Origin of the sequence: Pedobacter yulinensis, from assembly GCF_003029735.1 — a bacterium.
GTDB classification, from domain to species: domain Bacteria; phylum Bacteroidota; class Bacteroidia; order Sphingobacteriales; family Sphingobacteriaceae; genus Pedobacter; species Pedobacter yulinensis.
In genome coordinates this window covers 401,299-427,147 of record NZ_KZ686269.1, presented here as the reverse complement: position 1 = coordinate 427,147, position 25,849 = coordinate 401,299, and the positions used below count along the sequence as shown (strand labels likewise).

Sequence of the window (25,849 nt, the reverse complement as noted above, 5' to 3'; positions counted from 1 at the left end):
TTGCCCTACCGCCGGGTTATCTTACCAAGCATGCCGTATGCCCGACCGGGCCTGCGGTGGTCACAACTTAAATAAATCAAGATATGAACCTGAGCGACGACAATGGCAACCGCGGACCCGGATCTGACCGCGTGCCTGAGCAAACAACGGGCGCAGAAATGAATGCGGTAGAAAAAGTAACGCTCGATACCGCCGGTGCAGCAAGTTCTTTTTATGAGGTGGTGCGGGCCAGATTGCTCGACGTAAACCGCTGGGGTGAAATGGCCAAATTGCCCATGTCGGCCTTTAAACTTTTCGATGATGCTGGCCGTGCAGCCGAGCGGCCCGCGGCTCAAGGTGATTTTATCCGGATCGATATTCCCGGCCCGGGCATCCGAACTGGTGAGGGCTATGACTGGGTCTTGATCGAAGAGCTGGCAGAAGACAGGGAAGCCGATAGCGAGGTCACCACACTCCGCGTGCGTCCATCCGCCCATCCGCTGGGAGCAGGTGAAAATACTGCGCACTTCCTGAAGGATACCGCAACCTCGACCTTTCAGGTAAAACGCATGGCCAATGAAGTAACCGCCGAAGAACATGGCAGAAATGAAGTGGCCAACCTGGAAACGGGCGATATCATTGATAACATCAGGAATGCCTTTGTAGGGTTTGGTGCCAAACTTGGTTTTTCCTACCCGCAATGGAAAAGCCTGGTAGCAGGTCTTCTTGATACAGGAAACAAATAAACCTTTAACGAAGCCGCTGTCTGCAGGCAGCCGGACCGCGTGTCCCGATGATCAGCCTCTAATGGAACATCCGTATTTCTATCGAAATGAGGATGTTCCATGATAAGTTATTTTATCTGCAATGAGCGCTGTTGAAAAAATGATTCCTTGCGGGGCAGCTTTCTTATTTCTCGCGCGAACGGAAAACCAGGACGCAGTGAGGCGGACAATTGACCGATTGCTGCCAGGTCAGTGCCTCCTGTTCTTGCGGTTCAAGACTGGCAAATGCGAGCTCCCAGGAACGTTTATAAGCCCGCCGCGGGAACGTAACATTAATGGCCTCATGCGAGGCATTGAAGATCAGATACAGTGTGGCCGCCGCCATGTCATGATTTGAGGCACGCTGGGTCAGGAAAATGCAGAGCGTTTTGCGGTGCGCTTCGTGCCAGTGTTTGGTCTTCATTTCACCGCCTTCGGGTGTAAACCAGGCTACGGTCCTTGCGTCCGTGCTGGATGCACGGTCGCCCATGATCCAGTTGTCCTGGCTCAATATCGGGTTATCGCGTCTGAAAGCCAGCAACGCGCGTGTGAAGGCATACAGGTCGTGGTCCCGGCGTTCCCAGTCGAGCCAGGAGATTTCGTTGTCCTGGCAATAGGCGTTGTTATTGCCGTTTTGTGTTTTGCCGCACTCGGCCCCCGCGGTCATCATCGGGGTGCCCTGAGAGAGCAACAATCCGCACAGCAGGTTTCGCTGCTGGCGCCTGCGCAGGTTTAGCACCTGCTCGTCTTCGGTCTCGCCTTCGGCGCCGCAGTTCCAGGAAAGGTTCTCGCTTTCGCCATCCTGGTTTTCTTCGCCATTGGCTGCATTGTGTTTCTCGTTGTAACTAACCAGGTCATACAGGCTGAAGCCGTCGTGCGCAGTGATGAAATTAATGCTTGCGCTGGGCATCCGCGAATCGGCCTGATAGAGGTCCGGACTGCCCAGAAAACGGCAGGAAACCTCGCCAATCGTACCTTCATCGCCCCGCCAGAACCGCCGCCAGCAATCGCGGAACTTGCCGTTCCATTCGCTCCAACCCTGGGGGAAATTACCCACCTGGTAGCCACCATCGCCAACATCCCAGGGTTCGGCAATCAATTTAACCTGCGATATCACGGGATCCTGGTAAATAATATCCAGGAATGCGCTGTCCCTGCTTACATCAAATTGCTCGCGCGCGAGTGTCGAGGCCAGGTCGAATCTGAAACCATCTACATGCATTTCGGTGATCCAGTAACGAAGGCTGTCCATAATGAGCCGGAGTACATTGGGAACAGTCGTATTGAGCGTATTCCCTGTGCCGGTATAGTCGCGGTAATAGCGTGCCTGTCCGGGTTCCAGCCGGTAATAACCGTGGTTATCGAGCCCTCGGAAACATAAGGTAGGCCCCATGTGGTTGCCCTCGCCGGTGTGGTTATAAACGACATCCAGGATGACCTCTATCCCCGCTTCGTGCAGGCGGCGCACCATTTCCTTGAACTCGGCCACTTCAGAACCTGGTTCAGAGCCTGATGCATAGCGGCGGTCGGGCGCAAAAAAACCGATCGAATTGTAGCCCCAGTAATTGCTCAGCCCTCTTTCATGCAGGTGGTGATCAGACACGAAGGTGTGCACAGGTAACAGTTCAATCGTATTAATGCCGAGATCCCGGAGGTAACCGATCATGGCGGGATGCGCGATGCCGGCATAGGTGCCGCGCAACTCTTCGGGTACATCGGGGTGCAGTTGGCTCAGTCCTTTTACATGTGCTTCGTAGATCACCGAACGCTCCCGGGCAAGGCGGGGCATGCGGTCATTCTGCCAATCAAATTGCTGGTCAATAACTACGCATTTAGGCATAAAAGGTGCGCTGTCTTTATCAGAAAAGGTCAGGTCGCCCGATTCGTGACCCAGCTCATAACCAAAAAGCGCATCATCCCATTTCAGCTCTCCCGATATAGAGCGGGCATAGGGGTCCAGAAGGAGTTTGTTCACATTGTAGCGCTCGCCCGCTTCCGGCTGGTACGGCCCCTCGGCACGGAATCCGTACAATTGGCCCGGACGCAGATCCGGAAAATAGCCATGCCAAACACCGTGTGTGAATTTGTGCAGCGGAACGCGAACACGCTCAGCACCGCTGGCCGCCTCATCGAACAGGCAAAGCCAGACGCGGCTGGCATTTTGCGCATACACGGCAAAATTAACACCGCCGCCATCCCAGTTGGCGCCCAGTGGATAGTCTGATCCTGGCAGCTGCGCCAACTGTTCATCGTTAGCCTGCAGCATGGAGTCGTTGTACATAAGTTAGGATGAGGCAGTCTGAAGGTACATGTCTATTTCACGCCCAATAGCCAGGAGCAGGTTTCGGTCAATCACCAACGGGGGGTTTTCAGGGAACGCCTCCGGATCGTAGAGCGGCAGGTCCCCCAGATCTGTCGATGCCAGGGGGGCCTCTTGCCAACCACCATCGTTCTGGCTGAGTAATGCAGCGATCTTTCCGAAATAAATGACCTGGTAACCGGCCTCAACCGGCAAGATGGTCAGTGTTACCTGATCGTGCAGATAAGGTACATGTATGTTAAAAGCGTTCATCAATCCTTTATAAATGTGAATACACTGGCATACCCGCTTCGGGTTACCATTCAATTTTGCGCACACCGCCAAGCTGTGCGATCTTCTCACCCACTGCGGCGAGTTTTTTCTCGGGCGAAAATTTTCCCAGCACGATCTGCAGGCTGTCTGGTACGCCATTGCCGGGCACGATACTTAGCTTTTTGATGTCCAGCTGTGCGCCTTCCAATGCAGCCCTGATTTCGTCCAGGACGTTGTCACGCATGTCCAGTTCTACAGAAAGCACAGTCTCTGACCTTTTGCCGAAATAATTTCTTTCAAGCCAGCTAAGACCGAGCAGGACAGCAAGAAAAAAGATCGTCGCTGCGACGGCTGCCAGGTACATACCGCCGCCGCAGGCCAGGCCGATCGAGGCTACACCCCACAAACCAGCTGCAGTGGTAAGTCCGCGAATAACCTGTTGCTTAAAGAACAGGATTGTACCTGCTCCAAGAAAGCCTACGCCACTAATGACCTGGGCTGCAACCCGCGAGGGATCCAACTCAACGCCTTCATAGACAATAACATCTGAAAAACCGTAGGCTGATACGATCATAGCAAGCGAAGCGCCCAGACATACCAGGGCATGGGTTTTAAGACCGGCGGCCCACTCCTTTCGCTCCCGCTCAAATCCAATGATTGCCCCAAGCAACACCGCCAGTCCGAGGCGGCTTAACAGGTCGGCCAATGTCAGTTCGGGCATCTTATCTATTTCTCCTCTTCGTCAAGATCCTGGCCTTCCAGGCCCATGTCGTCGTCAAGGTCGCTGTCTTCGCTGAGATCCGTATCTTCATCTTCATCGTAAGCGCCGTCATCACCGGCAACTTCAGCGTCAGTCAGTGGGCCATCCCCGCCGGCAATTTCTTCGTCAAGACGGGTTCCTTCGCCATCAGCATATTCCACCTCGCCGGGTGTATATTCATTTTCTTCAGCATTTGTTCCGGTCACATTGCTGTTGCCGTCGTCGTCGAGCTGTTTTTCTTCGGCCGGGGCACGGCCTACCTGGAACTGATCCATGTTTGGAATTTCCTCTTCAGGGTTCTGTTGTGATTCGTTCTGCATGACTGTCATGTTTTGAAGTTTATCGGTCCGGGCGGGTTACCGGCACCGGCCGCAATCTGCAAATACAACCGATCAGCGCCGTCAATTGTTCTGGTCGATTTCCGGATCAGGTAGTTTTACGCTTCCCAGGACCGTGACAGGCCGGACCGATCATGGCAGAACTATCAGCAGATGCGATCGGGCCAGCACGGGTACTTGCCGCCTGGTCGGCGAAGTACGCCTTTAAATCTGAAGCAAAACCTTATCTTCTATGATGTGTTCATACACAAAGCGGCCTGATATGATCATACCTGGCATTTGGGCGTCGCATTTCTGACCGCCATCATCGTATTAACCCGGTACAAATAAAATCACCTTAAAACACAGCACATGGAAAACTCAGAGAAGTCTGGACAACCCGGAAAACAACCGGTAGGCCGGCAGGCAGACGACCTGCGCACAGACGACGGGCACATTCGTGACGGCGCCCGTGATGAAAACAGTATCCGTCAAATGCAGGAAAATGCAAAAAAAACGCGCTCGGACGAACAGGCAAGGCAATCGGGGTCTGGGGAAGAAGACCGCAGCGACAAAAGTTTTGGTTTAGGAGACTCATCAGCTATCGACAACGGCGAAAAAAACACCGATCAGGATTCCTGACGCTGCCGGAACGATATGCGCAGGGGGCGGATCAAATCACATAACCGGTTGTAATCGCAAAACGGATAAGTGCAGCTGTGTTCCTTGTGTGCGTTTTTTCGAGCAAGGTCTGACGGTGCCCTTCCACGGTCCGCTTGCTGATGTTTAAAATTCCGGCCATTTCCTGATTGGTCATTCCTTCGCTGATCAGCCGGAGAATTTCGAGTTCCCGGCCAGAGAAATCAATGCTGTCCCCATCAACCAGGCGCACGGCGGGTTTTCCCAGGAACTTATCGATAAAATAATCGGCAAGTGTAGAACTAAGGTAGCGGAAACCGGCATTAACCTGAGCAATGGCAAAAATAAGCTCTTCTGGTCCTACGTCCTTCAACAGGTATCCGTCAGCACCGGCCTGGAAGGCGTCGGCGATGTATTTCTCACTGTCCATCATGGACAGAAAGATAAACTTTCCGGAATAATCGGCCTCGCGGCACTTGCGCACCAGGCCCAATCCATCCAGGTTGGGCATGCTGATGTCGGCCAGAATAATGTCTGCTTTTGCGCCCTCAGCAATCAGTGCCCAGGCTTCCAGGCCATCGCTCACATCTGCAAGTACGGCGAATCCTTTATGCTCCTCTAAAATTGTCCGAATACCATTGCGTACAATGTTATGGTCTTCAGCAAGTATAATATTGATCATACGACTATGTATAACAGTGACCCTGGTAATGGCCGGATTTACTTAAAACTTCCGCTCATGTATCATTTCTGCGGCCATCATTTCTAACACAGCTGTCTTCCAGGTGTTTTTATGGTTCAAATAATGCGTAGTTGACCACCTGGGGCGTACATCACATCGGGCGCCGGCAGCTACAGTTCAACTGAACACCTCAGCTGCAGCTCAGAACGCCCACATGTTCTCCTCAAGGGTCTGATAAGCGTGTAAACTACGTCTGACACAAAGCCAAGTACTGAAAAACAAAATACTCAAATCGTTCGGGTGCCGGGCTGCGTTAGGTTACCAAACCTAAGTTTCCACTATGTATACACTCGGCATCAACGCTGTTTTTCATGACTCTGCCGCCTGTCTGGTTAAAGATGGGGTGCTGCTTTCGGCAGCTGAAGAAGAACGCTTTACAGGCTACAAGCATGGCAAGCGTCCTATTCCTTTTTCGACGTATGAACTTCCTTACCACGCCATTGCCTATTGCCTGGAACAGGCAGGCTTGCACCTGAGCCAGGTCGATCATATAGCCTATTCGTTTAACCCGCAACTTTGTATGGAAAAAGGACAGGCAACGCAGTCGGAGATTACGATTCCCTTTTTCCCGGACAAGGATATGGACCCGGCCCGCAAGCGGGCGTTGTGGGAAAACTTGTTTCTGTCGTCTATCCTTAATGCGCCCGACCACCTCGTTGACGGTTACCCGCACCACCTGCAGAAATTTTTTACAGGCAGCAGCACGGGCGACTGGGAGTGGCATTTTGTAGACCACCACCTTGCGCATGCGGCAAGCGCTTTCCTGCCCTCACCCTTTTCGCATGCAGCAGTTATGACACTTGACGGGCGCGGCGAGAACGTAGCGACCACCTATAGCCTTGGGGCCGGCATCGGCCTGACCGGCATTGCGGAGGTGCCCCTGCCCCACTCGCTCGGTCTGTTATACGAGCAGGTGACCACGTATCTCGGCTTTCTGCACTCTTCTGATGAATACAAAGTCATGGCCCTGGCCTCTTACGGTAAGCCCGAATACCTCGCGGCTTTCCGCGACTTGGTTCAGGTAGGTCGTGACGGGCAGTACACGATCAAACAAACACCGCTCGAGCAGTTATTCGGCCCGGCCCGCCTGCGTAGCGACGAATTTTCGGCAAAGCATTTTAACATTGCCCGTTCCCTGCAGCTTGTACTAGAAGAAAGCGTGCTGGAGCTCAGCAGCTGGCTGCGCGATGTAACCAGGGCCGAAAACCTTTGTCTTGCCGGCGGTGTAGCCCTGAACTGCGTACTGAATGCCCGACTGCGGGATGAGAGCGGCTTTAAAAACGTCTGGGCCCAGCCCGCCTCGGGCGATTCGGGCACCGCGCTTGGTGCCGCACTCTGGATAGACAACAGTACGCGGACACCGGCCGACAAGGAATTTGTCATGGAGCATGCTTACTGGGGGCCTGAATATACGGACGATGAAATCGAAAAACTGCTGCAGTGGGCCAAAGTTCCTTACCGTAAAATGGACGATGTAGCCACCGAGACGGCAGAGATCCTGGCGGCCGACAAGATTATCGGCTGGTTCCAGGGCCGCATGGAATTTGGGCCCAGGGCGCTCGGCAGCCGGTCTATTCTGGCCTCGCCAATCAGCCCCGACATGCAGGCCCGACTCAATGAGGTGAAGGACCGCGAAGATTTTCGACCGGTTGCGCCCGTGGTGCTGCAGGAAGACGCCGCTGAATGGTTCGAAGGAGCCGTCGAGTCGCCATTCATGCTGTTTGTGAACCGGGTAGCGGCGGGCAAGGAAGACCTGATCCCGGCCGTGCGGCACGTAGACGGAACAGCGCGTATTCAGACCGTCAATGCGCAGCAGCACCCCGAATATCATGCATTATTGAAGGCGTTTAAACAGAAGACGGGGGTGCCGGTTTTGGTTAACACCAGCTTCAACATTCTTGGCAAGCCGATCGTCTGTACGCCGAAAGACGCTATCAGTTGTTTCTGGACTTCGCCGTTCGACGCCTTAATTATGGGATCATTCTTAATTGAAAAAGCCAATGCAAATAAAAGTATCGGTAGTTATACCAACTTACAACAGGACGAACTTATTGCTTAACTGCCTGGACAGTCTTAGAAAACAGCAGCTCGACAAGGCCCTTTTTGAGGTGATCGTTGTCAGCGACGGGCCCGACCCAAAAACAGAGGCAGCACTAAAGACCTATATCAACAAGCAGCCGGTCAATTTCCGGTACCTGCACACATCTGTAAAAAAAGGGCCGGCGGCCGCGCGTAATCTGGGTTGGCTGACCGCCCGCGGCACCCTCGTCGCTTTTACCGACGACGACTGCCTGCCCGATCGCAACTGGCTCAAACACCTGGTACGTGCCGCCACAACCGATGAACCGGCTGCCTTTACCGGTACCACCATTGTGCCGACAGGCTGGCGCGTCAGCGACCATGCATTGAATACCAAAGGGCTGGAAACAGCAGAGTTTATCACCGCCAACTGCGCGGTCAGCAAACAAGCCCTGATCCTGACAGGCGGTTTTGATGAGCGGTTCGAAGTGGCGTGGCGGGAAGACTCAGACCTTCAGTTCCGCCTCCTCGAACACAGCATCGGGATCAAAAAGGTAGCGCCTGCCGTTGTGGTACACCCCGTTCGCAGCGGCCGTTTTGGCCTGAGCCTCTCCGAACAAAAAAAGGGCATGTATGATGTCCTTCTATATAAAAAGTATCCTGCGTTTTACAGACAAAAGATACAGCCCAGGCCGCTCTGGTTTTATTATGTTGTCAACGCGCTCTGGGTCGTGCTGCTGATCAGCGTGCTGAAAGCTGAGTGGACTGCGGCCGGGATTGCCGCCGCCGGGCTTGGCCTCCTGTTGTTCGGTTTTGCTCTGAAGCGGCTTTACCGCACGAGTAAGACGGCTCGCGACATAGCCGAGATGCTGGTCACTTCCCTGGTCATCCCGACACTCTCAGTTTACTGGCGCATGGTCGGGAACATCCGTTATAAAACCGCATTGTTATGAGCGCCCAGAGCCCGAAACCTTTTCGCATCGGCATATTCCGTGCCTTGCAGCTTGGTGATCTCTTGTGCAGCATTCCTGCCATGCGCGCGTTAAGGCAGGCGTACCCAGCAGCCCGGATCGAGCTGATCGGCCTGCCCGGCGCGCGGGAACTGGCTGGCCGCTTTCCGCATTACATTGATGGTTTTGTCGATTTTCCCGGGTACCCGGGCTTGCCCGAGCAAACTCCTGATGCCGCGCGATTCCGGCAGTTCGTTTCAGAAAAACGCGATCCACCTTACGATTTGTTGCTGCAGATGCAGGGCAACGGCAATATTGTAAACGATATGCTGCAGCAGCTCGCCCCCACGCGCCTGGCAGGTTTCTGTCAGGCAGCAGCACTGCAAAACGAAAATTTCCTTTTCTATCCCGCCGACATTCATGAAACTGAAAGGCACCTCAGCCTCATGGTACATTTGGGTATTGCCGCCAAGGATCCAGATATGGAGTTTAACGTCACCGCCGCAGACCGCCGCCATCTGACCACCCTGGCGTTGCCCCTTGTCAAGCCTTACATCTGCGTGCATCCCGGCTCGCGGGGGGTCTGGCGGCAATGGCCGCCCGTATATTTCGGCGCCATGGCCGACCTGTGTATCAGCAACGGTTTTAAGGTAGTTTTAACCGGGACAAAGGGCGAGCACAGCATCGCTGAAGAGGTAGCAGGCCACATGCGGGGCCAGGCTTTCAATGCCTGTGGCTTAACTGACCTGGGCACACTGGCCGCATTGCTTGAAGGCGCCGCCGGCCTGCTCTGCAATTGCACGGGTATTTCCCACCTCGCTGCGGCGCTTCGCGTGCCAAGTGTGGTGATCAGCATGGATGGCGAACCCGGGCGCTGGGGGCCCAGAAACACAGAGCTGCACGAAACGATCGACTGGACCACCGGTCCGGGGATTATCAGGGTGCATGCCGCTATGGGGCGGCTATTCGACAGAGCTGGCCAAGTTCCGCGACCACCGTTTCAGGATGAGGAGGCGGCAGCTGTTCCTGGTATAACAAACCGTTAACATAGGCAACCACCTCATTGCGGCTGGGCGCGGTTTCAGGCGAATAATAAAACACCTTATTGACTACCTTCCAGGGCGTGTGCTGGGGATTTGTCCTGGCATAGAGCACACAGACAGGTGTACCGAGTGCGGCTGCCAGGTGTACGGTGCCGGTATTTACGGTGAGCACCACGGCTGCGCATTCGATAAGCGCAGCAAGCTCGTCGACAGCCAGTTCACCAGCCAGCGTTATCGCATCGGGGGCCGCGGCAGACAGTACATTTAGCTCCTTTCGCTGCCCGGCTGTTCCGCACAAGACAAGGCTATACGCCCCCGTTGCGTGGAGCAGGGCAAGCAGGTCAGACCAATAGTCCGGCGAAAGGCCTCGCCTGGATTCTGACGCCTGCGGGCTGATCAGCAGCAAGGGCTTTTGACTGTCTTTTACCTTTGTTTTCAATACAGCATGCATTTGCCGCCGCGCGGCATCAGAAACGCTGGCAACCAGGTGGTCGTCTGAAGGCTGTGCCCCAATTGCAGCCACCAGGTCAAGGTCGCGGGTAACCTGGTGCAGAATTACGGAATAGGGCTCTTTGTCGGGCAGCCAGTTGGTGAGTAGCCCGTAAGGATTCTCGCGGCAATAAGCCAGCCGACGTGGTATGCCGGCCAGGTAGCCCAGCATGATGCAGGGCATGGGGTTCTGGCTGTAAACAGTCAAAACCACACAGCCATCATAGTTTCTTTCGCGAAGGCTGTTTACCAGGCCAAGCACCGAATCGGCACCGGGGTCGCGGTCGAAAAACTTCTGCCAGGGCAGGTCGCAAACAATCACTTCGTCAATAAAAGGATTCAGATGTGCAGCGGCGGCGCCTTTTTCAGAGGTCAGCAGCGCCACATGACAGCCGAATGTTTCCTTCAGTGCCCGGATGGCCGGTGAAGACATCAGTACATCGCCCATGTTATCGGGCCTGATGCATAGTATACGCCTGCAGGCGGCCCACGAACCTAGGTTCCCGTTATCCATCCGCTTTTTAATTGGGTACCGGCAATTTTTTTGATCACAGCTGAGGTAGACCGGCCGTTCACGACGGGTATGAACGCAATTCGACTGCCCAGCTGGTCAAGCACTGCCTTTTCAGGCAGCACGGCGTTTTTGTAATCGCCGCCTTTAACGAAAATATCGGGTTTCACCAGGCGGATCAGGGCGCAGGGTGTGTCGTCTTTGGGACTGCCGAAGGGGATAACAAAGTCCACGCAGGCCAGTGAGCTGAGTACTTCCAGGCGGTCAGCAAGTTTGTTCACAGGCCGGTCGCTTCCTTTCAGCCGCCTGATGCTGTCGTCACGGTTCAGGCCAACGACCAGCACATCGCCCAGTTTCCGGGCCTGCTGCAGGTAACGCACATGGCCGCTGTGGAGAATATCAAAACACCCGTTTGTAAAAACGATCTTTTTACCGGCAGCCCGCTCGCGTTCCAGCAATTCCAAAATAGCCTTTTTGGATAGCTCTTTCTCCTCCCCGGCTTCGAGCGAAAGCAGTTCTCCGGGGGCGCAGCACGCCGTACCAGACTTCTTGAGCACAACGGCGGCCGCTTTTGCGGCCAGATCTGCTGCTTCAGCCGGCGTGGCACCCGAAAGAAGCGCCAGGGTTACAGCACCGGTAAAGGTATCGCCGGCACCGCTAACCTGCGGGCGCTCAACCGGGTATGCCGGTATGGCTGTGCCGAACCTTCCGTTTTCAAATACCAGGCAACCCGCTTCATCCAGGGTCAGAAAGATCAATTCTGCACCGGTCTTATCAAAAAGCTCCCGGCCAGCGGCCTGAAGTTCAGCTGCGCGGTTTCCGGTTACTGGTCTTCCCAGCAAAGCTTGCGCCTCATCGAAATTTGGTTTGAGCAAAGCCGGGCGCAGGTCTCTGAACCGCGTGGCATCCTTGCTGTCTACGGCAAGAAATTTATGCTCATATTTTTGCAGCGCGGCGAGCTTCGATGCAACAGCCGGTACCAGGCAACCTTTGCCATAGTCTGAAAGGATCACACCATCGTAATCAGACCAGACGCCCGCGATGACCTGCGAAAGATGCCCGGCGGTCTGTTCATCAAGCGGAAGTTCACATCCCTCATCGAGGCGCAAAAATGTTTGTCCGCCAGAGGAAAAACGTGTCTTGGTAATTGAGGCGCGACCCTCGTCCATACAAAGCACGTCGGTGTCAATACCGCGTTGATTCAGCATGGCACGGATACGTCTGCCCGCGTCATCGTCGCCAATCACCCCGGCAATGGAGACGGTTGCGCCAAGTGCGGCCACGTTCGCGGCAAGGTTCGCCGCTCCGCCCAGGCAATACTCGCGGTCTTCGGCATTCAGTACAGGTGCGCTTACTTCGGGCGCCAGCCTGCGGCAGCTGCCGCTTACGTAGACATCAAGCATGACATCGCCAATGACCAGCAGCCGCAGGCCGGCGAAATTATGCAGGTATTCTTTCAGATTTTTCATTTGCCGATTTCATTTGTTCAACAATTTTGATAGCCGCCTCGTCAATGCTGGCAGCGCTGATCTCGGGACTGCGGTAAGGCCCGGGCAACCACTCGGTCTCGTTTCCATTGTCAATCAGCACCGAACGGCACCCGGCACGGTGCCCCGCCTCCACATCATTCAGGATATCGCCGATCATCCAAGACCGGCTCAGGTCAATCCCGTGTTCCCGGGCCGCACACAGCAGCATGCCTGGCATGGGTTTACGGCAGCCGCAATCCACATTATAACCGCGAACGCTGCCATCGGGATGGTGCGGACAAAAATAAAACCCCTCGAGCCGCACGCCTTGTGCAGAGAGCAGCCCGCTCAGACAGGACTCGACGCCGTTCAGGGCCTCAGGCCTGAAATAACCACGCGCCACACCTGACTGGTTGGAGACCACGAACAGCCTGAAGCCTGAGGCTGCAAGCAGCTTCAGGCCTTTAATGATATGATCTGCCAGCGTTATTTTGGCCGGGTCCACGTTATAAGGCACATCGTTAACCAGCGTACCGTCTTTGTCAAGAAATATGGCAGCTTTAACTTCCATACCTGCGCTTCTGCATGCTATCGGCGGCCGCTTCAGTACCCAGCTTTACGGGCATCATTCTGATGGCCTGACGTGCTGTTTCCCGTTCCTGCTCAGGTTTGGCCATGAACAGATGTTTCTCTACAAGTGTGCACAGCAGGTGCACCAGGTGCAGGTGCAGTTCCTGGATGCGTTGTGTACTTTCTGATGGTACGATCAGGCTGATATCTGCAAGCTTTGCTGCGGCGCCCCCGTCTTTACCGAGCATGGCTATGTTTTGCATGCCGGCCGCGGTGGCGGCGCGCATGGCACGGAGAATATTTTCCGACCGTCCGCTGGTGCTGAGAACGATCAGAACATCGCCTTCCTGTCCGTACGCTTCTACCTGCCGTTCGAAAACCCGGTCAAAGCCGAAATCATTCCCCCATGCCGTGAGAATGGAGGTGTCTGCCGTCAGCGAAATGACGGGAAGGCCCCTTCGCTCCGGAATTTCGAATCGCCCGACCAGCTCGGCGGCCAGGTGCTGTGATTCGGCCGCGCTGCCACCATTGCCGCAGACAAGGATCTTTCTGCCCTTGCGCAGACAGGAACTCATAATGGCCGCGGCTTCTGCCACAACCGAGGAGAGGGCTGCCGATGAACGGTAAAAGGTCAGTGCTGCCTCGTACAGTGCTTCCTGTACTTCCGCAACGTCATCCTCGGTATCCTGCATAGCCGTCTTGCCCAGCACACGCTGGTAAACGCCCGACACTTGCAGGGCAACTTTCTCCCAGGTAAAATTGCGGTTTACCCGTTTAATGGCTTCTGCGCCCATTTTCAGGCGCTTTGCATCATCACCCAGCAGGTCGGTCAGCCGTCTGGCCAGTTCATGCGGACTATTGTGCGTGACCAGGTAACCGGTTTTTCCCTCCTGCACAGTGTATTTGATTCCGCCTACGTTTGCCCCGATTACCGGAGTTCCGCAGGCCATGGCTTCGAGCGGCGTGATGCCGAACGGTTCATACCAGGGTGTGGTCACAAAAATATCGGCGGCATTGTAATACATGCTCAGCTCACGCCGCTGCTTGCTGCCCTCAAATACCACCTGGTGCGTTACCTGCAGGTCGCGGGCAATGGCTTTCAGGCGAAGCATTTCGGCATCGTCTGTCTGGCCGCCTACGACGATCAGTTTGAGTGCCTTGTTACCGGTTACATGCGGCAGCGCCCTGATCACGTTATCGATTCCTTTACGCGGCACCATCCGCCCCAGCTGAAGGATCACCTGCTCATCGTCAGCAAGCCCCAGTTGTTTGCGTGCCACTTGTTTATCGACCGGAAAAAACTCTTCCGGGTTAAATCCGCAGGGAACGATCTCGATCTTTTCTTCAGCAGCACCGTAGAGGTTAAGCAGGTCTTCTTTGTCTTGAGGACATTCGGCAATGATGAGGTCTGCCTGGCGCACGAGTTCCGCTTCGATACCCAAGCGCTCTTGCGGGAACAGGTCCTGTTCTTTCTGGTGCAGCCTGCGCACCTTGCCCAAGGCATGAAACGTGATCACGAAGGGAATACCGAGGGCTTTTTTCAGGTCTATGGCTACCATGCCTGACATGAAAAAATTGGCATGGACCAGCTGATAGTCCAGGTTTTCCTGAACCATGAAGCTGCGCATGTTCGTGCTGAAATCTGCCATTAATCCGAAAAGCTCCTCTTTTGGGATCACGCGTTTTTCACCTGCCTCTACATGGATCACCCTGATGCCAGGTTCCATAGAAACAACCTGCGGCTGGCTACTGTCTTCCCAGCGGGTATAAATGTCGATGGCATACCCCATTTTTGAAAGATGCAGTGCCAACTGACCTACATAGACGTTCTGGCCCCCACCATCTTTGTGGCCAAGACTGGCCAAAGGCGAAGCATGCTCGCTGATAAAGGCTATCCGTTTCATATACTCTTGATTTTAGATCTTTCAATTACCTCGGTAAAAAGGCTGTTCCAGTCGCTGGCAAACCGCTCTATCGAAAATTTTTCCCGGGCCACCTGTTTTGCATGGTCGCCCATTTTTTCTGCCTGCGCAGGATATTCAAGCAAAAATTTCATTCGGTCAATCAGGTAATCCACATCCGTGTGAATGTAACCTGAATACCCGGATTCGATCGTGGTAGCAAGCTCGGTGGTGGCCAGGCCAACGATTGGAAGGCCACACATCATTGCTTCACAAATGCTCAGCCCGAGGCTGGTGTAACGGATCGGGTTAAAAAAGAAACGGTAACCTGAAATGAAAGCAGGCAGCTGGGGGTGAAGCACTTCGCCTAGGCCGAGGTTTTCGGTACCCATGCCAACCAGATCGAGTGGTACCTGTGCGGCAACCCTTTCAAAGATGTCGGCACCAAGCATCCGGCCACGCGCAGACAAGTTGTTGATCACCACGATGCCCCGGTTCTTTTTTTCGATCACCGGCAAGTCAGGAACCAGGACGCCATGAGGAATAACACGTGTCGGATAACCTTGATTGTTCCACATGAGGGCATTAAAATGCGTAACATGTACCACCGTTACCGCAGGGTCTTCTACCGGATGCCGTTCGTCTGCAGGATGCTGCCAGGGCGGATCGTGCTCAATGAAAATTTTGGGGAGCGTTTTCTGTTCCGGCGAAAGGACCTCATGCTGGTCTTCCAGGTAGTTTTTTTCCGTCTGAAACAAGATCAGGTCAAAGTCAGCATTCCTGACCTCGGCTATAGGGATCTCATGCACATTTGCACCAAAAGGGAATGTCGTGCCACGACCATAGTATCCTTCTTCCTGACGGCCGTTTACGGGAATATAGATATCCCACGGACCTTGCGAAAGGTAAAACAGGTAACTGCCGTGAATGTGCCAGGTAAAGATCTTCATAGTGCAGAGCCTCCGGTGCTTTCGTCGACATCGAAATCCTGTTCGGGCTTGTCAGTCTCAGGCTCGCTGCCCTCCAGCTTGTCGCCTGACTCAGGTTCGCGTTCTGGTTCTTCGCTGTCTGGTGTCTCGCCTTCTTCAGGTGAGCGGGAATCGTATTCTTCGCCCGGCCCGGGTCCATTTAACGGATCAGGCCAGGACAACTTCGAAGCAGATTCAGCACCACCACCGGCGCCTTGTTCAGGGATATGTTGCGTTTCCATTTGTAGTAATTTTAGGATATGATAGGAACGTTTAACCCGGGGGAACGTTTCGTTCGGACAGAAAGGGTTTTTTCTCGAAACACAGCCTAAACGCTTTAGTATGCCTTTTTGCGTAGTTTACAGGGCACCAAAAGCCGTAAAAGACGCAAGCGTTTGGGTACTTGTTGCGCCAGTGGAGGCCAATGAATGTCTGGGGACTGTTGCGGGGTTAGGCCGATCCGGGAAGGGGATCAGGCAGAGAAATAAAAAAGGCGCGGCCCGGAGGCGCGCGCCGAAAAGACTTTAGTCATGACCCTGCGTCTTGACGATCTTGTTATAAATGCCCAGCAGCAGGAAAGGTGCTGCCCACTGGCCAATAAAGAGTGCATTGTGCTTATGGCCCATGCATTTAAGTGCAAGTGAGACACCCATTGAGCCAAGTGCGGCCCATAAATAAACGTCTGAGGGAATTTTAGCGGTTTGATCTTCGATCATTTCGGCCAGCCGGCCTTCTTCGTGTTGACTGTTTCCTGTTTCCATGGTGATGCTTTTAAGTTTAAATTACCACAAGGAAAACGACACATTGTTTCGAAAACATTGAAAAACGGGTAGTTGCCACCCGCTTTCCGGATCAGAATAGCTGTCGCTTTCCGGCCAGCACTTCCCTGACCTGGCAAAGCAGATTTTTCAGGTCAAAAGGTTTCTCCAGAAAACGGTCGCAGCCATAGCCACCTATAGACATCAGCAGTCGGGGAAATGCCGAATAGATGATTACAGGCAGCGTACGCGTACTGCTATGATTTTTGATCTGGCTGCACAGCTCACCGCCATTTGTCAACGGGAGCAAATAATCGAGCAGCACCAGGTCGGGACAGAACTGTTCTATGGCCGGGATGATATCGGTCGTCTCAGACAAGCACGCCAGCTCCAGGCCCTCGTCAGCAAACAGTTCGCTCAGGATTTCTGACAATGCAGGGTCATCTTCGACCAGTAGGATGCGCGGCGGGCGGCCATGCAGGTCAAAAAGTGCTGGTTCTTCGGGCATAGGCAGTTCAGTGAACAAATTTACTTTTAATCCTGCCCATAAAGCCAGCCGTTCTACCTGTTTTTACGTGTTGACTACCCAATGTACAGCGATTCCCACGTTCGCGAACTGCCGGCCTTTTAAACAACCGGGGAATAATTTCGTTCTTTAAAAAAACGAACCTGTGCATTCACCAACCGTTTTGTGAGATTCTGCCACATCGCCTGCCAGCGATCTGCTCGATGCGCGGCCGCTGACGGCTTGTTTGCCGAACGCGGCGGCTTTTTGAAAACCTGCACAATGGGCTGGGCCAGTTGCTGTACGCCACTAAAATCGGCCTTAGGCGTCTGAACAATCAAAAGATCGGTCGCGATGAACAGGCCTGGAAACGCAGCACCATCCAGCTGGAAGAACTGGTTGGTCAGGCCATGCGGGAAACCCGGCGAACTGCACATGCTGCAGGAGCTGGTCATGAACGTGGTGAAACATGCCCGGGCGAGCCGGGCCGACCTCAGTTTGGATGTAGATGAAGACCGTTTGCAGAACGCGTTGCAGACAACGAAAAAGCCTCAGGAATGATTCTTCAACCCGCGGCATTGGGCTGAGGTCGATTGCAGGAAGGGTTGCGCTTTTAGACGGCAGCCTGACAATTACCTGTCCCGAAAAGGGCGGTACCCGAATCCTCATCCGGTTCCCGCTGGCAACAGTGGGACAGACAGGCAAGTACGTACCAAACGCTTCGAGACCTGCACAGCTAACAGATCTGGAAACAGATGGCGGGCAGCCGGCTTTTTATGGTTAGTTTTACGGTCCGCAACACGAATAAATCCACATTACAGGCGTGACAAAGAAAACAGAAAAAATTAAGCAAGACGGCGCAGTCAAAATAACGAAAGGAAAATCTTTTCCCATTATTGGCATCGGGGGCTCGGCGGGTGCAGTCGCCTCCATTGAAAAATTTTTCACACACATGCCTGCAGATAGCGGCATGGCTTTTATCATTGTCATGCACCTTGCCGCAGACCACCAGGGGCAGCTGGCGGAAATTTTCCGGAACTTTACACCCATGCCCGTGCATGAGGTCGCCGATGGCGTGCAGGTCGAGCCTGACCATGTCTATATTATTCCGCCCGACCGGGACCTGGGCATACACAATCGCAAATTGCTCCTGCTGGGCGCTTCAAAACCAAATGGGTACAGGCAGCCTATAGACTATTTCCTGCAAAGCCTTGCTGATGACCAATGGAACCGCGCAGTGGCCATTATTTTCTCTGGAATGGGCTCGGACGGCGAAACGGGAGTCAGAATGATCAAAGAAAAACTGGGAATGGCCATGGTCGAGGATCCGGAAGGCGCACGTTACAGCAGTATGCCTAATGCTGCCATTGGAACGAACCTGGTCGATTACGTGCTCTCTCCCGAAGAAATGCCCCTCAAACTGATCCAGTATGTAAATCATCCCGTCCTCTCAGAAGAGCCGTCAGAGCAGGCCCGAACCGAGATCAGGAACAGCACTTCTGTTCAAAAAATCCTGATGCTGCTGCGGTCGCAGACCGGGCATGACTTTTCTTTGTATAAAAAAAGCACAATTATCAGGCGAATTGACCGCCGGGTGGCTTTTCATCAATTGCCCGACTACGTTCACTATGTCACCTATTTGCGTGAGAACCCGCCCGAGACCGAGATCCTTTTCAATGAGCTGCTCATTGGTGTTACCAAATTCTTCCGGGATGCGGCAGCATTTGATTCCCTGAAAAACCGGATTACACAACTCCTTCCCCATAAAAAGAGTGGAGAGCCGGTACGTGCGTGGGTAGCGGGATGTTCGACCGGCGAAGAAGCCTACTCGGTGGCCATGCTGCTTATTGAATGTGTTGAAGCACTGAAACTGCCCAGGCAGCCTAAGATACAGGTCTTTGCTACCGACCTGGACGGTGCTGCTGTTGAACACGCACGGCTGGGTATTTACCGTGGCAACATCGTAGCCGATGTGTCGGAACAACGGCTGGCTCGATTTTTTATCAAAGAAGATGAAGGTTACCGTGTCAAAAAAGAATTGCGCGAAATGATCGTTTTTGCCCAGCACAATCTGATCAAAGATGCGCCTTTTACCCGGGTTGACCTGCTCTGCTGCCGCAACGTGATGATCTATCTGACCGGAGAATTACAGCGCAAGATCATGCCGATCTTCCATTATTCGTTGGTTAACAAGGGTATCATGTTTATGGGTCCGGCAGAAACCATTGGTGGTTTTACAGAACTCTTTGCTGCTGCCGACCCGAAGTGGAAAATTTTTGAAAGGAAAGAAGGCAGCGCGACGCTGAACAAGATGATCGACTTTCCTTTCCATATCACCCGGCCGAACGCAGCCGTATCGCGGGCGGAAGAGACCGATTACCGGCCGAAAAAAAATTCGGTGGCTGATGCCTTTAATAAGATCGTGCTTGATCAGTTTACACCCACATCCATCTTACTAAATGACCACGGCGACATTCTCTACAGCAGCGGAAAGTCGGGAAACTTTTTGCAGCTGCCCCGCGGTGAAGCGGTCATGAACATTCACAAAATGGCCAGGGAAGACCTCCGCTATGTGCTCGGCAATGTGATACACCAGGCCCATGTGCAACGCGGGCTTGTCAGCATCAACGACGTGAAAACTAAAGAAGGCAATGAGGTCAGGCTGCTGCGCCTGCATGCAAGCCCGCTGGAAGATTCAGGCATGCGCGGTTTGATGCTGCTTGTAATCGAAGACCTCGGACCGGTAAAAAAAACAAACCGGAGACCTGGCAAGCCTGAAACTTCCAGCCGGCAGATCGAGGAAATGGAGAAAGAGCTGGTGTACACGAAACAGCAGCTTCATAGCACCATCGAGCAGATGGAGACCTCGCTCGAGGAGCTGAAATCGACCAATGAGGAACTGCAAAGCACCAACGAGGAACTTCAGAGTACCAACGAAGAGTCGCTCACAACGAAAGAAGAAATGCAGTCGCTTAACGAGGAACTGATGACGGTGAACGTGCAGTACCAGGCTAAAGCCGAAGAGCTGGGCCGGCTGAACAACGACATGAAAAACCTGCTCGACGCCACCGAGATCGGTACGATCTTCCTGAACAATGAGCTGCAGATCCTGCGCTTTACGCCTCAGATCAAGAGCCTGTTCAACATCATACCTGCAGATATCGGAAGGGCACTTTCAGACATCGTGGCAAATTTCGACTATGCGCTGCTCGAAGAAACGTCCCGCGAGGTAATCAATAAGCTCAACACGAAAGAAATAGAAATAAGAACCCGTAACAACGAATGGTTCAGGGTAAGGGTGATGCCGTACCGCACGACCGACAATTTTATCTCGGGCGCTGTGATCACATTTACGGCAATTACGTCTTACAAAAAAATGGAGTTTCGCATTGACTCGCTGCGAAACTATGCAGGAAGCGTGATGGCACAGTTGAAAATGCCGGGAGCGGTACTCGATTCGCGGCTCGCGGTGACCTGGGCAAATTTGTATTTTGTGCAGATGTTTACGGAAGCAGCGCAGCCTGGCGGGAAATTTGACGATCTTGTAAAGAGATATTTTCCTGAAGCCGATGCGGTTGCACTGCGAAAGGAGCTGTTAGAAGCGACGCTGCCCTTACAAATGAAACTGCGCCAGGGCGGCACTGTATTTAACTTATTTGCAAACCCGTTTGTGAATGAAGAGTTTGCCGGGCCGGTTTTTTATACAATCATGATAGAGGAGGAATAAGGTGAAAGACCCGAAAAAAAATGCGGCGCAGAAAAACCTCGGGAAACTACAGTCACAAACCATGGCCGTACCCAACAAATTCGCTCCCGATTCTTCGCTGGCCGATCAGGAACGGGTTGCGCACATGTTCCAGGAACTGCAGACCTACCAGGTCGAGCTGCAGATGCAGAATGATGAGCTGATGCTGGCCAACGAGCAGCTCGAACTCCAGCAGCAGCGCTTTGCGGGCATTTACGATCTGGCGCCCGTAGGTTACATCATTACCGGGCTCAAGGGTGAAATAGAAGAGCTCAACAGTGCAGCCGCAGACCTCTTTGGCCGTACAAAGGGCGAACTCATTGGAAAACGCCTGTATAACCTCATCTTCGAAGAGGAGCGTAATGTCTATTACCTGTTCCTTAAAAAATTAGTTTCTTCCGGTGTCAAAGAAAATTGCCAGTTCCGGGTGCAGACCCAGGGTAGAGGCCAGGTCTTCGTACAGGCAGAAGGCATTGTTATCCGGGCGGTTAACCAGTGTTACATTGCCCTGACCGACATTACCAGTACCATACTTGTAAAACAGGATCTAATGAAGACCAGCCATCGGCTTGCACTTGCACTGGACGCCTCAAACTCCGGCGCCTGGGAACTCAATGTGTCAGACATGACGTTTGTGTTTGACCAGATCCTTGCTAGAAAATTGGGCGTAATACCACAAAAAAGTATTGACTTCCAGGTTGTTGCAGCCATGCTTGATCCGGCAGACCGGCCCAGGTTCGAGCAGGACTGCAAAACTGCATTGTTCGACCTGCGCATTGATGCAACGTATTGCTTTGATTGCGATCTGCTCGCGGGCCGATACATCTGGGTAAACGGGAGCCTGGGAGAAAACTTTGGGGGGCAGCAAATACTGAGTGGGATTATGACTGACGTGACCGAGCAGAAAGCGCGGCAGACACAGGAGGAAAAAGTTGCAGGCGAACACCTGCGCGCCCTCGTTATGGCAAGGCATGCCGCCGAGGAAAAAGAACGGAACCGGATCAGTGCCGCATTGCACGACAGCGTAAGCCAGTTGCTCTATGGAATTCAGATCAAGCTGGGGCAGGTTACCGGCAAGAAATCAGAAGCGGCATTAAAAGAGATCAAACAATTGATGCAGCAGGCGATCAGGCTGACCCGCAACATCTCGTTCGAACTGGCCCCCTCCATTCTCATCGACTTCGGTCTGCCTGCAGCCGTCGAAGAACTGGCCACAAGGCTGTCGAATGCCGGCCTGCAGATTCGCGCCCGCCTGGTGGGGTTTAACAGCCGGCTGTCGCCGGCACTCGAAACGAATATATTCCGCGTTGTACTGGAACTGGTGAACAACTGCATCAAACACGCCTCGGCAACTCAGGTCGACATCATGCTCAGGCAGACCAGCGCAAAGATTGAAATTTACGTTACCGATGACGGGACAGGTTTTATAACAACATTGCATGAAGCCCGGGTGCCGGGATCAGGCCTTGATGGGATTGATAACCGCATTGGCCTGTACGGCGGAAACATGCAGATCACACGCGCCGTAAAGACCGGAACAACCGTGCGTATTGAAATCGACAATACCTGACAACCTATTGCGGTTTTCCCGAAATGTACCATACGGAACCAAAAGCAGGCAGTGCTACGCTCCCATCCGTTCCGATAGCAGCTCTGGCCAACGAAAAAATTTGCTTGCTGTCTTTAAAGAGGCTTGCCGAGCCGGGCACACGTACTTCGACGGGCTGATCAGAAAAATTGTGCAGCGTCAGCAAGCTCTGCCCGCCCTTAAGATAACGCATCATCAAGACAGCGCCTGAAGCGAGCGTCTCTGCCCTCCACTCCTGCCTGAAAAAGCCTGCGACTTGTTTTCTGCTGCGAATCATGGTTCTTACCTGGTTCAGCAAAGAGTTTGGTAGCAATAACTGTTGCTGAACATTGAGTTTACGATAACCATAAGGCCCCTGTGCAATAACAGGGCGCACCAATGAATCGGCGGCCGAAAAACCGCCCTGGCGGCTGCTATTCCACTGCATGGGTGTACGAACAGATAGCCGCTCCTTCAAAGAAAGGTCATCTCCCATACCGATCTCTTCGCCATAGCGGATCACCGGCACTCCCGGAAGGGAAAACAACAGGCTGTAGGCCATCGCAACGCGCGCCGGGTTACCCAGCATGGGCGCAAGCCTGCGCCTGATGCCGCGGTCATAGAGCTGCATATTCTTCCCGGGGCCGAAATGTTTGTAAACCTGGTCCTGTTCCCAGTCGGTCAGCCGGTCCAGGTCAATCTCATCATGGTTGCGCAGAAAATGAGCCCATTCAGTACCATTGGGTTTCTCCCGAAACTTCTCCAGGGCTTTGACATAAGGGCCCGCATTGCCCTGCGAAAGTGCAAAAAACAGGTACTGGTTGGCGTAGAAATTGAACATTAGGTTCATGCGTTCGCCTTTTTCACCGAAGTAGTCTTTATTTTCTTCTTCAGTTACATTTGCCTCGGCGAGCAAGAGCACATCGGGTTTAACCGCCCTGGCCGTTCCGGCCAGCCGGTCCAGGATCTGGAACAAATGGGCCGGTTTGGCGCTGCCCGTGCGCGGCACGTCGATAATAAACGGTACGGCATCCATGCGAAAACCGTCGAGGCCCTGAGCCAGCCAGTAACGGATCACTTTCTCGGCCATTTCCAAAACCTCAGGATTCTCATAATCCAGATCGGGCTGAAACTTGTAAAAACGGTGAAAGTAATATTCTCTGCTCACGCTGTCAAAAGACCAGGTTTCCTTTTGAACTCCTGGAAAAACCATACCTTCATCAGCATCATCAGGCCGTTCTTTTGAAAAAACGTACCATTTTCTGAACCGGGATGTACGGCTTTGCTGCGCCTCTTTAAACCAGGGATGTTCGATAGATGTATGGTTGAGCACAATATCCATAATGACGCGTATGCCGCGGTTGTGGGCTTTTTCGAGAAACATGCGGAATGCCGCGCGATTGCCAAGACGCTTGTCAATACCGAAAAAGTCGGTTGCGTCATACCCGTCGTCTTGCCCCGGACCGGGTTGAAAGGGGGCCAGCCAGATCACATTGACGCCCAATGAATCAAGGTAACCAAGCCGGTTGGTCAGACCCACGAAGTCACCGAAGCCATCGCCATTGCTGTCCTGGAAAGTTTTCACATCGAGGGCGTACATAACCGGATCTGCCAGACCGCCCACAGCCTCAGGAAGGCGGTCAGGTTTTTGTCTGCAGGCGCCAAGCGCAAGTATGGCATACAACAACAGACCACATGAGGATGTTGCGGCCAGGCGAAAAATAGCTTTCATATGTAAAGAATTGGCCCTGAGGCTGGTTTCAGCGGAGGTATCCGTTTTGAAGTGCAAACCGAATCAGACTGGGCGTGTTTCTGCAACCGGTCTTATCGAGCAGGCTTTGCCGGTGCCCTTCCACCGTGCGGCGGCTCAGAAACAGGGAGTCTGCCATTTCTGAATTGGTACGGCCCTCGCCGATCATGTTAAGAACTTCAAGTTCACGCTCAGAAAATTCAATCTGCTCACCCGTTCCGTTTCCGTTCAGGAAAGATCCGCGCAGCAAACGATCAATGAGGTGGGTAGTGAGCTCGGCGCTGACATACCGGTGCCCGTTAAAGACATGCCTGATGGCGAACTCCAGTTCATCGACTGATGAATTTTTAAGCAGGTAACCGCTGGCGCCGTTTCTGAGGGCATCCATCAGGTGCTGCTCCGTATCGAGCATGGAAAGGAAAATGATTTTCAGACGCGGATACCGTTCGGATGCCGAGCGCGAAAGATCAATACCATTCATGCCCGGCATATAGAGATCTGTGAGCAGCAGGTCAGCCTGGCAGCCAGCATCGAGGAGGGAGATGGCCTCATGACCGTTCGATGCTTCTCCTATAACCTCAAAATCGTCAATTTCGTCTATGAGGGCTTTTAATCCCTCACGGACCACCAGGTGATCCTCAGCGAGCAGAATTTTTATCATTTTTCAGTTTCCATTCTTTTTATTGTATCGTATTTGGTTCGGGCAGAAGTTTCGTCATAGGTATAACCAAAATCTGGCGCCTTGGTTTTAATTGCTTTGTATCGGGCGATTTTCCGCAGCAGATGCTACCGCCAGACGGGCATAAAGCGCGGCGACATGTCGCTGTGTGCAAGCAGCGCCTGAAAATGAGCAGGGTTCTAACGAAACATGCCGCATAGATCAGGTATTTCGGGCTTCATAAAACGTATTTAGACCGCAACCAGACAGACGTGCGCTTGTTTATAAACAGAGCCGTTGCGGGCTTCCACAGCGAAAATATGATCATGCGTAGAGCAATACCGTTTTATCCTGCAAATCATACAGTTTTAGCAGGGTCAGGAAGTCTGAGGGCTACCCCCAGCCGCATGATGGGCAATTTGGAAGGCATAAAACCGGAAGAATTGCCGGCAGCTTTTGGGTTTGTTTCGGGAACAGTACCGTTACGGCTGAGGCGAAGTGCCCGATGGGTTGCCGCACTTACCCGATTTATGCCGGATTATTACGGGAACTCTGTTTCTGGCCGTTCAGCGGCCTGCGTTTTGCGTGATCAGGGTGTCTGCAATGGTGCAGCAACCAGCTACCCTAAATTTATGAACACCTCCTCCCTGTTTGAAAAAAAGGTCTGTTCTCACATGGCCCTGTTGCGGGCCTTCGCCATGAAGTTTACCCACAACCTGGACGACAGCGAAGACCTTGTACAAGAAACCATGATCAAAGCCATTGGCAATGAAAAACGTTATGATCCGGGTACCAACCTGCGCGCCTGGCTTTTTACGATCATGAAAAACACCTTTATCAATACGTATCGATCGAAGACAAGGCAAGGCGCGCTGATCCAGCAGTGCGAGGACCTGAGTGATCTTTCACTGGCCGGATCGGCTTTTGAGAATGATGCCAACTGGAAATTTGTTCGTGAAGACGTGCGCCTGGCTTTCGGGCAGTTGCCTAAGGTGAGCCGGCTGGCATTTTTATGGCATTTCCAGGGCTACAAGTACCACGAGATCGCTGAACGGCTGGGCGTTCCGATCGGGACCGTTAAAACCCGGATACATCTGGCCCGGAAGGCGCTGAAGCAGCAGCTGGCGGTTTATAAAGATGAATACCATTTACGTTAATCAACAAATAAGACTT

The 25,849-nt window shown here is 53.3% G+C and carries 24 protein-coding genes; 9 read left to right on the top strand and 15 right to left on the bottom strand.

The window, feature by feature from the left end:
- Nucleotides 1-83 precede the first annotated feature (83 nt).
- Nucleotides 84-725, top strand: coding sequence for a hypothetical protein (locus C7T94_RS09245; protein WP_107215075.1), 642 nt, complete (start codon nt 84-86; stop codon nt 723-725).
- Between the two features lie 163 nt (nt 726-888).
- Here C7T94_RS09245 and glgX read toward each other — a convergent pair whose 3' ends face one another.
- Genes glgX through C7T94_RS09225 form a run of 4 tightly spaced genes read right to left on the bottom strand, consistent with a single transcriptional unit; the run spans nt 889 to nt 4,395 of the window.
- Nucleotides 889-3,024, bottom strand: coding sequence for a glycogen debranching protein GlgX (gene glgX / locus C7T94_RS09240; protein WP_239494969.1), 2,136 nt, complete (start codon nt 3,022-3,024; stop codon nt 889-891).
- A gap of 3 nt (nt 3,025-3,027) precedes the next feature.
- Nucleotides 3,028-3,315 (bottom strand): hypothetical protein, encoded by a 288-nt coding sequence (locus C7T94_RS09235; RefSeq protein ID WP_107215074.1) that lies wholly within the window; start codon nt 3,313-3,315, stop codon nt 3,028-3,030.
- Nucleotides 3,316-3,358: 43 nt separating this feature from the next.
- The gene (locus tag C7T94_RS09230; RefSeq protein ID WP_107215073.1) at nt 3,359-4,036 is read right to left on the bottom strand and encodes an MgtC/SapB family protein; all 678 of its coding nucleotides are present in this window, start codon (nt 4,034-4,036) and stop codon (nt 3,359-3,361) included.
- Between the two features lie 5 nt (nt 4,037-4,041).
- Nucleotides 4,042-4,395: a hypothetical protein gene (locus C7T94_RS09225; protein WP_162618632.1), complete on the bottom strand. Its 354-nt coding sequence runs from the start codon at nt 4,393-4,395 to the stop codon at nt 4,042-4,044.
- Between the two features lie 369 nt (nt 4,396-4,764).
- On the opposite strand from C7T94_RS09225, the gene C7T94_RS09220 reads away from it, so the two are divergent.
- Nucleotides 4,765-5,034, top strand: coding sequence for a hypothetical protein (locus C7T94_RS09220; RefSeq protein WP_107215071.1), 270 nt, complete (start codon nt 4,765-4,767; stop codon nt 5,032-5,034).
- 31 nt (nt 5,035-5,065) lie between these two features.
- Here the strand turns inward: C7T94_RS09220 and C7T94_RS09215 are convergent, their stop codons facing one another.
- A complete protein-coding gene (locus tag C7T94_RS09215) occupies nt 5,066-5,713 on the bottom strand; it encodes a response regulator (protein WP_107215070.1) in 648 nt (215 codons plus the stop codon).
- Nucleotides 5,714-6,053: 340 nt separating this feature from the next.
- On the opposite strand from C7T94_RS09215, the gene C7T94_RS09210 reads away from it, so the two are divergent.
- From C7T94_RS09210 to C7T94_RS09200, 3 genes are read left to right on the top strand one after another with little or no spacing between them, the layout of a single operon-like run.
- A complete protein-coding gene (locus C7T94_RS09210; RefSeq protein WP_107215069.1) occupies nt 6,054-7,832 on the top strand; it encodes a carbamoyltransferase family protein in 1,779 nt (592 codons plus the stop codon).
- Entirely contained in the window at nt 7,774-8,745 is a 972-nt protein-coding gene (locus C7T94_RS09205) for a glycosyltransferase family 2 protein (RefSeq protein WP_107215068.1), read from the top strand. Before C7T94_RS09210 ends, C7T94_RS09205 begins: the two co-directional genes overlap by 59 nt.
- Entirely contained in the window at nt 8,742-9,788 is a 1,047-nt protein-coding gene (locus C7T94_RS09200; protein ID WP_107215067.1) for a glycosyltransferase family 9 protein, read from the top strand. The genes C7T94_RS09205 and C7T94_RS09200 overlap by 4 nt, the downstream gene beginning before the upstream one ends.
- On the opposite strand, the gene C7T94_RS09195 is transcribed toward C7T94_RS09200, so the two are convergent.
- The 8 genes from C7T94_RS09195 to C7T94_RS09155 all read right to left on the bottom strand — a co-directional run bounded on the left by C7T94_RS09195 (nt 9,694) and on the right by C7T94_RS09155 (nt 16,959).
- Nucleotides 9,694-10,722, bottom strand: a complete 1,029-nt coding sequence (locus C7T94_RS09195; protein WP_162618631.1) for a glycosyltransferase family 9 protein — start codon at nt 10,720-10,722, stop codon at nt 9,694-9,696. The genes C7T94_RS09200 and C7T94_RS09195 overlap by 95 nt on opposite strands.
- A gap of 47 nt (nt 10,723-10,769) precedes the next feature.
- On the bottom strand, nt 10,770-12,254 hold the full coding sequence (gene rfaE2 / locus C7T94_RS09190; RefSeq protein WP_107215065.1) for a D-glycero-beta-D-manno-heptose 1-phosphate adenylyltransferase: 1,485 nt from the start codon (nt 12,252-12,254) through the stop codon (nt 10,770-10,772).
- Nucleotides 12,226-12,825: a D-glycero-alpha-D-manno-heptose-1,7-bisphosphate 7-phosphatase gene (locus tag C7T94_RS09185; protein WP_107215064.1), complete on the bottom strand. Its 600-nt coding sequence runs from the start codon at nt 12,823-12,825 to the stop codon at nt 12,226-12,228. The genes rfaE2 and C7T94_RS09185 overlap by 29 nt, the downstream gene beginning before the upstream one ends.
- Nucleotides 12,815-14,728 carry a glycosyltransferase gene (locus tag C7T94_RS09180; protein ID WP_107215063.1) on the bottom strand — a complete coding sequence of 638 codons (1,914 nt, stop codon included), beginning with the start codon at nt 14,726-14,728 and terminating at the stop codon, nt 12,815-12,817. The genes C7T94_RS09185 and C7T94_RS09180 overlap by 11 nt, the downstream gene beginning before the upstream one ends.
- Nucleotides 14,725-15,675 (bottom strand): glycosyltransferase family 4 protein, encoded by a 951-nt coding sequence (locus tag C7T94_RS09175; RefSeq protein WP_107215062.1) that lies wholly within the window; start codon nt 15,673-15,675, stop codon nt 14,725-14,727. Before C7T94_RS09175 ends, C7T94_RS09180 begins: the two co-directional genes overlap by 4 nt.
- Nucleotides 15,672-15,935, bottom strand: coding sequence for a hypothetical protein (locus C7T94_RS09170; protein ID WP_107215061.1), 264 nt, complete (start codon nt 15,933-15,935; stop codon nt 15,672-15,674). Before C7T94_RS09170 ends, C7T94_RS09175 begins: the two co-directional genes overlap by 4 nt.
- A 282-nt stretch (nt 15,936-16,217) precedes the next feature.
- Nucleotides 16,218-16,454: a hypothetical protein gene (locus C7T94_RS09160; RefSeq protein ID WP_107215059.1), complete on the bottom strand. Its 237-nt coding sequence runs from the start codon at nt 16,452-16,454 to the stop codon at nt 16,218-16,220.
- Nucleotides 16,455-16,545: 91 nt separating this feature from the next.
- On the bottom strand, nt 16,546-16,959 hold the full coding sequence (locus tag C7T94_RS09155; RefSeq protein ID WP_107215058.1) for a response regulator: 414 nt from the start codon (nt 16,957-16,959) through the stop codon (nt 16,546-16,548).
- A gap of 351 nt (nt 16,960-17,310) precedes the next feature.
- On the opposite strand from C7T94_RS09155, the gene C7T94_RS09150 reads away from it, so the two are divergent.
- The 3 genes from C7T94_RS09150 (at nt 17,311) to C7T94_RS09135 (ending at nt 22,271) form a co-directional block, all read left to right on the top strand.
- Nucleotides 17,311-17,517: a hypothetical protein gene (locus C7T94_RS09150; RefSeq protein ID WP_162618630.1), complete on the top strand. Its 207-nt coding sequence runs from the start codon at nt 17,311-17,313 to the stop codon at nt 17,515-17,517.
- Between the two features lie 262 nt (nt 17,518-17,779).
- The gene (locus C7T94_RS09140; RefSeq protein WP_239494968.1) at nt 17,780-20,683 is read left to right on the top strand and encodes a CheR family methyltransferase; all 2,904 of its coding nucleotides are present in this window, start codon (nt 17,780-17,782) and stop codon (nt 20,681-20,683) included.
- 61 nt (nt 20,684-20,744) lie between these two features.
- Nucleotides 20,745-22,271, top strand: coding sequence for a PAS domain-containing sensor histidine kinase (locus C7T94_RS09135; RefSeq protein WP_162618629.1), 1,527 nt, complete (start codon nt 20,745-20,747; stop codon nt 22,269-22,271).
- A gap of 4 nt (nt 22,272-22,275) precedes the next feature.
- Here C7T94_RS09135 and C7T94_RS09130 read toward each other — a convergent pair whose 3' ends face one another.
- Together C7T94_RS09130 and C7T94_RS09125 are read right to left on the bottom strand one after the other, a co-directional pair.
- Nucleotides 22,276-24,000 carry an alpha-amylase family glycosyl hydrolase gene (locus tag C7T94_RS09130; RefSeq protein ID WP_107215054.1) on the bottom strand — a complete coding sequence of 575 codons (1,725 nt, stop codon included), beginning with the start codon at nt 23,998-24,000 and terminating at the stop codon, nt 22,276-22,278.
- Nucleotides 24,001-24,028: 28 nt separating this feature from the next.
- Nucleotides 24,029-24,679, bottom strand: coding sequence for a response regulator transcription factor (locus C7T94_RS09125; protein ID WP_107215053.1), 651 nt, complete (start codon nt 24,677-24,679; stop codon nt 24,029-24,031).
- Nucleotides 24,680-25,308: 629 nt separating this feature from the next.
- Between C7T94_RS09125 and C7T94_RS09120 the strand changes: the two genes are divergently transcribed.
- Entirely contained in the window at nt 25,309-25,833 is a 525-nt protein-coding gene (locus tag C7T94_RS09120) for an RNA polymerase sigma factor (RefSeq protein ID WP_107216034.1), read from the top strand.
- Nucleotides 25,834-25,849 lie beyond the last annotated feature (16 nt).

Coding starts and splice junctions, on each gene's coding strand:
- C7T94_RS09245 (WP_107215075.1), top strand. CDS start 84: ATGAACCTGAGCGACGACAATGGCAACCGCGGACCCGGATCTGACCGC.
- glgX (WP_239494969.1), bottom strand. CDS start 3,024: ATGTACAACGACTCCATGCTGCAGGCTAACGATGAACAGTTGGCGCAG.
- C7T94_RS09235 (WP_107215074.1), bottom strand. CDS start 3,315: ATGAACGCTTTTAACATACATGTACCTTATCTGCACGATCAGGTAACA.
- C7T94_RS09230 (WP_107215073.1), bottom strand. CDS start 4,036: ATGCCCGAACTGACATTGGCCGACCTGTTAAGCCGCCTCGGACTGGCG.
- C7T94_RS09225 (WP_162618632.1), bottom strand. CDS start 4,395: ATGCAGAACGAATCACAACAGAACCCTGAAGAGGAAATTCCAAACATG.
- C7T94_RS09220 (WP_107215071.1), top strand. CDS start 4,765: ATGGAAAACTCAGAGAAGTCTGGACAACCCGGAAAACAACCGGTAGGC.
- C7T94_RS09215 (WP_107215070.1), bottom strand. CDS start 5,713: ATGATCAATATTATACTTGCTGAAGACCATAACATTGTACGCAATGGT.
- C7T94_RS09210 (WP_107215069.1), top strand. CDS start 6,054: ATGTATACACTCGGCATCAACGCTGTTTTTCATGACTCTGCCGCCTGT.
- C7T94_RS09205 (WP_107215068.1), top strand. CDS start 7,774: ATGCAAATAAAAGTATCGGTAGTTATACCAACTTACAACAGGACGAAC.
- C7T94_RS09200 (WP_107215067.1), top strand. CDS start 8,742: ATGAGCGCCCAGAGCCCGAAACCTTTTCGCATCGGCATATTCCGTGCC.
- C7T94_RS09195 (WP_162618631.1), bottom strand. CDS start 10,722: ATGGGCGATGTACTGATGTCTTCACCGGCCATCCGGGCACTGAAGGAA.
- rfaE2 (WP_107215065.1), bottom strand. CDS start 12,254: ATGAAAAATCTGAAAGAATACCTGCATAATTTCGCCGGCCTGCGGCTG.
- C7T94_RS09185 (WP_107215064.1), bottom strand. CDS start 12,825: ATGGAAGTTAAAGCTGCCATATTTCTTGACAAAGACGGTACGCTGGTT.
- C7T94_RS09180 (WP_107215063.1), bottom strand. CDS start 14,728: ATGAAACGGATAGCCTTTATCAGCGAGCATGCTTCGCCTTTGGCCAGT.
- C7T94_RS09175 (WP_107215062.1), bottom strand. CDS start 15,675: ATGAAGATCTTTACCTGGCACATTCACGGCAGTTACCTGTTTTACCTT.
- C7T94_RS09170 (WP_107215061.1), bottom strand. CDS start 15,935: ATGGAAACGCAACATATCCCTGAACAAGGCGCCGGTGGTGGTGCTGAA.
- C7T94_RS09160 (WP_107215059.1), bottom strand. CDS start 16,454: ATGGAAACAGGAAACAGTCAACACGAAGAAGGCCGGCTGGCCGAAATG.
- C7T94_RS09155 (WP_107215058.1), bottom strand. CDS start 16,959: ATGCCCGAAGAACCAGCACTTTTTGACCTGCATGGCCGCCCGCCGCGC.
- C7T94_RS09150 (WP_162618630.1), top strand. CDS start 17,311: ATGAACAGGCCTGGAAACGCAGCACCATCCAGCTGGAAGAACTGGTTG.
- C7T94_RS09135 (WP_162618629.1), top strand. CDS start 20,745: ATGGCCGTACCCAACAAATTCGCTCCCGATTCTTCGCTGGCCGATCAG.
- C7T94_RS09130 (WP_107215054.1), bottom strand. CDS start 24,000: ATGAAAGCTATTTTTCGCCTGGCCGCAACATCCTCATGTGGTCTGTTG.
- C7T94_RS09125 (WP_107215053.1), bottom strand. CDS start 24,679: ATGATAAAAATTCTGCTCGCTGAGGATCACCTGGTGGTCCGTGAGGGA.
- C7T94_RS09120 (WP_107216034.1), top strand. CDS start 25,309: ATGAACACCTCCTCCCTGTTTGAAAAAAAGGTCTGTTCTCACATGGCC.